The organism is Aquidulcibacter sp. (genome assembly GCF_044346625.1).
GTDB lineage: Bacteria > Pseudomonadota > Alphaproteobacteria > Caulobacterales > Aquidulcibacteraceae > Aquidulcibacter.
Map to the genome: position 1 here is coordinate 1 of NZ_JBIIYV010000103.1, position 7294 is coordinate 7294.

Consider the following 7294-nt stretch of genomic DNA (forward strand, 5'->3'; position numbering starts at 1 on the left):
CGTCACAGATGGAACGTGATCTCGCTCCTTTGGAGGGATGGCCTGGCCCGACAATTGTTGCTCTCAAACTTGAAGTCGACATTCGCCCAATGGAGGTGACGGCCACAGCGAGCGGCACCCTTACTCTCAAGAACCGCACCAATCGCCCACTGACCCAGTTCATTTTGAACCATGGCTCTATTTTTCTTGAGTCGGCCTCCATGCCGGGTGCAAATCTCAAAGAAGAGATCAAGGACTATGGTATTGCTGTCTGGACGTTTACTAAGCCGCTCCAGCCGGGTGAGAAGCGCGACCTTACTTTCAAGAGCGCCATTGATGGGAAAACGGTCGCGAGTAACGACCTGCCCACAGCAATTGTTTCTAATGGCAGCTTCATCGAAAGCTCTCAATTGGTCCCAAGCATTCGGATTGATCGAGACTCTTGGCTATCGGACCTAAACGAACGCCAAAAGTTTGGCCTTCCAGAGAAACGGCCATTGCCGCAAGTCATGTTGGATGAAAATTATTATACCCCGGGAAGTGGCTGGGTAGAGGCGGACATCACCGTGTCGACAGATGTCGGCCAAATCCCCGTTGCTCCTGGTATCTTGGTCAGGGAGACCATCACGGATGGTAGAGTCACGCGGCAATTTCGCCCGCCTGTCAGTATCAACAATCTGTTTGCAATCCAGTCGGCCAATTATGTCGTGAAGCGCGAGCAGATCCAATTAGATAATGGTCCGGTTGAGCTGGAGATTTATCACCTGCCGGGCTTCACCCGTAATCTCACAGCGATCATGACCGCGATGAGAACGTCACTGCAGACCTTCTCGAAACTTTACGGCCCGTATCCGTTTGGCGTCCTGCGCATCGTCCAAACGCCATCCTATGGCGCAGTAGATATTGCCGCCCAAGCCTATGCTGGGACTGTTCCATTTTATGAAGACGGCGGATGGCTGCAAATAATTGACCCGAGCAACAAGTCGGATGAGCTGAGCCAAATCACAGCTCACGAGGTAGCCCATATGTGGTGGGGGCATCAAATAGTGCCCTCGATGCATCCGGGTGCTTTGGTACTAACCGAAGGTCTGGCCGAAATGACATCATGGATTGCGCTTGCTAAGCTGTTTCCTCAGGAAGCTGTTCGAGCTCACCTTGTGCCCGCAAAGAGTACATACGAATTTTATCGGGGTAAAGAGACTACCGGTGAACCCACTCTCTCAAATATGGAAACACAAAGGTATTTAGCCTACGGCAAAGCACCGATTGCGCTTTTTACTATGCGTGAGGCGATGGGGCCGACGAGTTTTGATGCTGCTTTGGGTTCGTTCTTTATGCGCTATACCTCTGCTGACAGACCCTATCCTACAATCGAAGATCTTTTGGACACCTTGAAAAGTGCTGCAGGGCCAGAGCTTCATTTGCTCATCGAGCAACTGTTTGACGACCGAGTGAGATGGAATACCGAAATCAGCCACTTCCAAGCAACACAGCCAATTAAATCTCGGTCGACCATCAGTTTGACGGCTTGGGCATGGACCGAAAACCTCGATGAATTAGGTAAGCCCTATACGAGCGCCGGAATTGGAGTGGCACCAGTCACGTTTTCTAGGGGTGTTGCCTGCGGCGAGAAAAAACCAGAAAAAATCAAGGATTCTATAATTGTTACCGACAAAGACACTCAAAAGGGTGAGTGCTACACGTCAGAACAAGTTGCAGTCGTCAAAAGGTATTTCAAGCGCACCCCAACAGAATTTAAGCTCGAGCTCAAAACACCCTATTGGGTGGACAGTGTACAAGTTGGCGATGCCATAAGAAGTCGACAAGGTCAGGCTATCAATAGTCAGTCCTTATACCCGCCAAACGCATTAATTCCATCTTACAACTCAAAATAAGCAGGCCGAAACATGCTGACCATCACCGACCTGTCGCATATCTATCCCAATGGCGTGAAGGCCATTTCCAACCTAAGCCTAACGATCCCAACAGGCATGTTTGGTCTTCTGGGGCCCAATGGTGCGGGTAAGTCCACCTTGATGCGATCTATAGCAACCCTTCAAACGCCCACGCAGGGGACGATCCAATTTGGGCATATCGATGTCCTAAAGCAGCCCACTAAATTGCGAGCTCAGCTCGGCTATCTGCCGCAGGAGTTTGGGGTCTATCCGCGCGTTAGCGCGCTTCAACTCCTGGATCATTTTGCGCGATTGAAAGGCTTTTCCAAAACCAAAGAGCGCAAAGAGATGATTGAGGGACTACTCAGTCAAGTCAATCTTTGGGAAGCACGGAAGAAAGCGGTCGCCAGCTTTTCTGGGGGCATGCGCCAGCGCTTCGGCATCGCGCAGGCATTAATAGGTGACCCGAAACTTTTGATCGTGGATGAACCGACCGCCGGCCTAGACCCCGAAGAGCGCGCTCGTTTCCTCAACTTATTGGCCAGCCTGAGTGATGAGGCGGTGATCATACTTTCAACGCATATTGTTGAAGATGTCTCTGATCTCTGCCCCAATATGGCGATCATGGCAGGCGGCCGAATTGTCTTGCAGGGCAACACGTCGGAACTGATCGGGAGATTGGATGGTCAAGTATGGCGCAAAGTGGTTAGCCGGAGCCAAGTGGGGGAGTATCAATCCCAACATCGTGTGATTGCCACCCGTCTGTTTGCAGGAAAGACCGTCTTGCACGTTTTGTCAGAGACAAACCCCGGCGATGGCTTCTCGCCCCTCCAACAAGGCCTCGAAGAGCTGTATATGGTTAGCATTCTGCAGGATCGAGGGCTGGCGACACAGATAGCCTAGGTCCGCATTGTTGCTAGCCAGCCTTAGTCGATCCCACCATGTCAATACTGGCAGGCCTAGCATCAAACAAATCAAGCGCGACCTCGGCCTCCGCAAACACTTCCCCGATCATCATCAAGACGGGTCCTGAGCCAAGCTGTAGAGCCAAGTCTGGTAAGTCGGCCAAAGGCCCTTTGACATTAAAGCTTGAGGCGCGCGAGACATCCTCGGCCAACACAACTGGCAAGTTGGAAGACATACCCAGCTCAATCAGGCTGTCGCGGATCCAGCTTGCATCACCTCGACCCATATAAATGACCGACGTGTCGGCCGCCGCGACTGCCTTAGCCCAAGCAGGTGAAGCTTTGCTGCCCCGCGCCACAGTTGGCGTTACAAACGTTACCGAGCGAGAGAGACCGCGCTGGGTGAGCGATGTCGATAAGGCCGCAGCGGCACCAAAGGCAGCCGTGATCCCAGGCACGATCGATATAGGGATGCCGGCTTGCACGCAGGCCTCAATTTCTTCGTGGGCGCGGCCAAACAGCATGGGGTCGCCACCTTTAAGACGAACCACCAAGTCATGCTTGGTTGCTGTTGACACCAATAGACGATTGATCAGCGCTTGATCCATCGAGACACGGCCGCCGCGCTTGCCAACCGGCACCTTTTTAGCCTGAGGGGCGAGCGCTAGAATTTCGTCGGTCACTAAGGCATCGTAGAGGATGACATCGGCACGCTCGATCAATCGAAGCGCGCGCACTGTCAACAGGTCCGCAGCACCTGGCCCCGCTCCAACCAGATAGACGTGACCGGTCACGCAGCCGCTCTTTCGAGACTTGCCTGTTTTGCCAAGACAAAGTCGCGCTCGTCTGCTGCCCATTGATAAACAGAAGGGAAGGTTGCAAAGGCGCGCTTGGCAGCCTCGACATCTTGGTCGCCACGCAAGGCAAAGCTGTCGATGCCGCAACGGGCCATGGCAAACAGCTGATCGATCAAGACGTCACCAACAGCTCGGATTTCGCCCTTAAAGCCCAAGCGTGACCGTAACAGCGTGGCGATCGAATAACCGCGCCCATCGCTAAACTTGGCAAACTCAACCGCGATGACGGCCAAGCCATCTAAACGGCCAGCTAAAGCAGGAGGGTCATCGGTTGGCATCAATACAATCCCAACAGGTGCATCAGCATTGGCAGCGTCCCGCGCCAGCCAGTCTGCAAGCGTCAGCAGGGTACCATGTTCCCACGCGGCAACACTGGGTGCTTCGGGTTGTTTGACGTTCGGGCGAATAAGGCTGCGCACATCGCCTTGGCCCTGATTAATCAATTCCATATTCGGCAGTGGATTTGGAGCTGGCGCTGCGCGGAACGCGCCTTCTGGTAAAGCAAGCGTCACTACGTCACCCGACGCGAAAAGTTTCAACAAAGTGCTCATCAGTTTGCTTCCTGAATTTGGGGAGAGGGGGAAGTTTGAGTGGTTTCGGCTTGGAAGGCGGCATCATGGAAAGCCGCCTTGCCGAGGCGTTCAACGGCATCGATGAACAACTCACCGCCGTTGCGGTTTTCCAGATAAAAGTCGGTCATACGTTCGATTGTCGGTGCCACGGCTTCGCGCGGAATGGCTTTGCCGACAATTTGGCCCAGCGCCGTTTTGGTATCTGTGCGTCCGCCGATCAGGATTTGGTACCATTCCTCATCCTTTTTATCGACGCCCAGAATGCCAATGTGACCGACGTGATGATGGCCACAGGCATTGATACAGCCCGACATTTTGATCGCCAGCGTCCCGATGTCTTGCGCCTTAGCGGCAAGGGTCTCTTGCACTGCGGCGGCGACTGGAATGGATTTGGCGTTTGCCAAAGCACAATAATCCCCGCCCGGGCAGCAGATAATGTCTGTCGCTAAGCCGACATTGGGTTCCGAAAGCCCGAGGGCTTCCAGCGCTTGATAGAGCGCCCAAAGGTCGGATCGTGCTACATCGGCCAAGACCAAATTCTGATGATGGGAAACGCGGATTTGTCCAAACGAGAAGCGGTCAGCCAAGTCTGCAATCGCGTCCATCTGGTCGCTGGTGGCGTCACCCGGCGCGATCCCCAAGGGCTTTAAGCTGATGGTGACAGCGCCATAATTATCGCGCTTATGCTTGGCGACATTGCGTTTCACCCAAGCATTGAAGCGGGGATCAGCCAAGCGGTGCCGCGCTTCGTCTTGATCAGCCGAGGCTGCACTGTGATACGCAGGCGCGCCAAAGAACGCGGTCATGCGCTCAAGCTCTGAAGCCGCCAAGGTCGCTGGTCCGCCTTGGACATGAGCAAACTCTTGCTCAACTTCTTCGCCAAACCGCTCAGCGCCTAAAGCATCAACGAGGATTTTGATGCGAGCCTTATAGATATTGTCGCGCCGGCCCCAACGATTATAGGTGCGCAAGACAGCTTCGGTATAGGACAGCATGTCGCGCCAATGCAGACCGGTTTTGATCACAGGGGCGACGCGCGGCGTGCGGCCTTGACCGCCACCCACCTTGACGGTGAGGCGCACTTCACCCGCTTCATCACGGTAGACATCAAAGGCAAGGTCGTGAACTTCACTCGCCGCCCGGTCTTCAACCGCCCCATTATAGGCAACTTTGAATTTCCGCGGCAGGAAGGCAAACTCTGGATTTAGGGTCGACCACTGACGCATCAGTTCTGCTAAAGGACGGGGGTCCACGCGCTCATCATGGGCGACACCGGCCAAATGATCGGTCGTGACATTGCGAATGCAGCTGCCGCTGGTTTGAATCGCGTGCATCTGGACGCTGGCCAGATCGGCCAAAATTTCATGGACTTGCTCAAGCTTCACCCAGTTAAACTGAATGTTCTGGCGGGTGGTGAAATGTCCAAAACCGCGGTCATACTTGCGCCCAATGTGAGCCAGCATGCGCAATTGGCGCGAAGATAACAGGCCATAGGGGATGGCGACCCGCAACAAAGGCGAGTGACGCTCAACATAGACGCCATTTTGCAAGCGCAATGGCTTAAACTCGTCCTCCGAGATCCGGCCGCTTAAATAACGCTCCGTCTGATCGGCGAACTGCTTAACCCGCGCATCCACGATGCTTTGGTCGATGGCATTATAAATATACATTCAGGGCCCTTTAGCTGTGGGCTATATCCGGACTCCCCCGCGCGCGAACAATGCGGTTCCGCTTAAGGTGTCTATTAGAAGAGCTGATAGATCCTGAGAAACAGGGGGTTTTGCGAGGTTCTGATAGGTTTGCTAATGGCAGCTTGCAGCTCTCATCTGTCGTTTAAAACACGCTCGCTGCCTATGTCGGGTCTCCAAGCCTCGGTCACCTGCCGAAGTTTCAAGAAAGATGACGGCAATGATCCTCCTCGATCACGCACAAAAACCAATAATCCAAGTCCCTGATCCAGACCGGCTCGCGACGTTTACGGCGCGGCTGGAATTAAGTCTGCGAGCCATCAGCGGAGAGGGCCGTATCGCGCTGGCCAGCTCGCTTTCGGCTGAAGACATGGTGTTGACCGATGTGATTGCCCGCTTGGGCTTGCCCATTGAGATCTTTACTCTTCAGACAGGCAGGCTGCATCCAGACACAATTGCGATGATTGAGCGGACGCGAGCGCGCTATGGTCTGAAAGTCCATCACTTTGAGCCCGAAGCGAACGCTTTGGCTCAATTTGTTGCGACCCATGGCCTCAATGGTTTCTACGAAAGTTTGGAAGCCCGGAAAGCCTGTTGCGGGGTCCGCAAGCTAGAGCCCTTGGGGCGGGCACTCAGCGGCTATGATGCTTGGATCACCGGGCAACGCCGCGAACAGGCCCTGACACGCGAACGGCTGGAAGAACGCGAAAAGGATATTGCTCACGACTTGGTCAAGCATAATCCGCTCGCAGCGTGGGGCTGGGCGGATGTTTTGGCCTATACCGAACATTTCCAAGTCCCCCTCAACCCACTCCATGCCCGGGGTTACGTTTCTATTGGCTGCGACCCGTGTACGCGCGCCATTCGCCCTGGAGAACACGCCCGCGACGGGCGCTGGTGGTGGGAAAATGCCGACACCAAAGAGTGTGGCCTGCATCAGAATAATCCTAACAAGGAATCTATCGCATGACCTTTTTTAGCCGTCTCCTCCACCTTGACCGCCTCGAATCTGAGGCCATTTTCATCCTGCGCGAGGCCGCCGCCCAAAGCCAAAACCCGGCTCTCCTGTTCTCTGGCGGCAAGGATAGCGCGGTTTTGTTGCATTTGGCGCTGAAGGCCTTCCGGCCTGAGAAGCTGCCGTTCCCGCTCTTGCACATCGACACCGGCCATAATTTTGAGGGTGTCACCGAGTTCCGCGATGAAACCGCAAAGCGGCTGGGTGAGCGCTTGGTCGTAGCCCATGTAGAAGATTCCATCGCGCGCGGTAGTGTCCGTTTGACTTCGCCCTTGGCCAGCCGGAATGCGGCTCAAGCAGTCACTTTGCTCGAAGCGATTGAAACCCATGGCTTTGACCTTTTACTTGGCGGTGCCCGACGCGATGAAGACAAAGCGCGCGCC

At 54.6% G+C, this 7294-nt stretch carries 7 protein-coding genes; 4 read left to right on the forward strand and 3 right to left on the reverse strand.

All coding sequences use genetic code 11. The features are described 5' to 3' along the window. Both ACIQ20_RS15125 and ACIQ20_RS15130 read left to right on the forward strand, forming a co-directional pair. The coding region (locus tag ACIQ20_RS15125) for a M1 family aminopeptidase (RefSeq protein WP_395781739.1) at positions 1–1874 on the forward strand (1874 nt) is incomplete at its 5' end. A 12-nt stretch (positions 1875–1886) separates the two neighbouring features. After that, on the forward strand, positions 1887–2777 hold the full coding sequence (locus ACIQ20_RS15130) for an ABC transporter ATP-binding protein (RefSeq protein ID WP_395781741.1): 891 nt from the start codon (positions 1887–1889) through the stop codon (positions 2775–2777). Positions 2778–2790: 13 nt separating this feature from the next. Here ACIQ20_RS15130 and cobA read toward each other — a convergent pair whose 3' ends face one another. From cobA to ACIQ20_RS15145, 3 genes are read right to left on the reverse strand one after another with little or no spacing between them, the layout of a single operon-like run. Then, positions 2791–3573 carry a uroporphyrinogen-III C-methyltransferase gene (cobA, locus tag ACIQ20_RS15135; protein WP_395781743.1) on the reverse strand — a complete coding sequence of 261 codons (783 nt, stop codon included), beginning with the start codon at positions 3571–3573 and terminating at the stop codon, positions 2791–2793. Then, a complete protein-coding gene (locus ACIQ20_RS15140; RefSeq protein WP_395781745.1) occupies positions 3570–4187 on the reverse strand; it encodes a DUF934 domain-containing protein in 618 nt (205 codons plus the stop codon). The genes cobA and ACIQ20_RS15140 overlap by 4 nt, the downstream gene beginning before the upstream one ends. After that, positions 4187–5878, reverse strand: coding sequence for a nitrite/sulfite reductase (locus tag ACIQ20_RS15145; RefSeq protein ID WP_395781747.1), 1692 nt, complete (start codon positions 5876–5878; stop codon positions 4187–4189). Before ACIQ20_RS15145 ends, ACIQ20_RS15140 begins: the two co-directional genes overlap by 1 nt. 238 nt (positions 5879–6116) lie before the next feature. Here ACIQ20_RS15145 and ACIQ20_RS15150 point away from each other — a divergent pair, with 238 nt between their 5' ends. Together ACIQ20_RS15150 and ACIQ20_RS15155 are read left to right on the forward strand one after the other, a co-directional pair. Next, positions 6117–6866 (forward strand): phosphoadenylyl-sulfate reductase, encoded by a 750-nt coding sequence (locus tag ACIQ20_RS15150; protein ID WP_395781749.1) that lies wholly within the window; start codon positions 6117–6119, stop codon positions 6864–6866. After that, on the forward strand, positions 6863–7294 hold a 432-nt coding region (locus ACIQ20_RS15155; protein ID WP_395781751.1), incomplete at its 3' end, for a phosphoadenosine phosphosulfate reductase family protein. The genes ACIQ20_RS15150 and ACIQ20_RS15155, both read left to right, overlap by 4 nt.